The sequence below is a fragment of the Oleiphilus sp. HI0043 genome (assembly GCF_001634935.1).
Window position 1 is genome coordinate 1 of sequence record NZ_LWEY01000009.1, and the last position, 750, is coordinate 750.

The 750-nt window shown below is 41.5% G+C and carries 1 protein-coding gene; it reads left to right on the forward strand.

The window, feature by feature from the left end:
* Positions 1 to 750 (forward strand): tetratricopeptide repeat protein (locus A3729_RS00690; RefSeq protein ID WP_156497546.1); only part of this gene is annotated, 750 nt, incomplete at both ends.

The window sequence follows — 750 nt, forward strand, 5'->3', positions numbered from 1 at the left end:
ATGGCTCACCCAGAAATCTCAAATGAAGCCAGTGATGCTGTGATATTTGAGCTAGCAAAAGACTATAAAGCTGCAGGCCTTTTCGATAGAGCAGAGTCTTTATTGTTACAATTAACACAATCTAAAAGATACTCCTATCGTAGTCAGGTTTTATTACTTGATATCTGTGAGCGTGAAAAAGACTGGTCAGGCGCATTGGTCATTGCTAAAGAGATTGATTTAAGGCGTCATCCCGAAATAAAGATTCGACTGTCTCAGTACTATTGTGAGCTTGCTGAGGAAAAGCTAAAAAGTAACCAGCAAAGGGAAGCAATCAATTTATTTAAGCAGGCTTTGGGAGTTAATAAATTGTGTGTCAGGGCTTTGCTTGGACAGGCTGCGCTTGCTCAACAGGATGAGAGGTATGGAGAAGCTATTCGTTTCTTAAAGCAAGTTGCAGAAATAGCTCCTGAAGACATCATTTTAGCTTTGCCTCTTTTGTTAGAGTGCACCGTCAAGACAGAATCTTTTGATCAGCATCAGGCGTATCTTAAAAACCTTTACGAAGATACAGGGCAGATGCCAGTGATGTTGGCAGTCGTTGCTTCAATGGAAGCTCAGGGGCGTAAGGATGAAGCATTTGAATTCCTGCTTGACCAGCTTTCCAGTTTGCCAAGTCTTCGAGCATTAAACTATTTATTTAGTATGGAGGGCATGTCTGATGACATTCACCCGAAGTTGGCTCGCCAATTGATTAGAATTATATCCCGT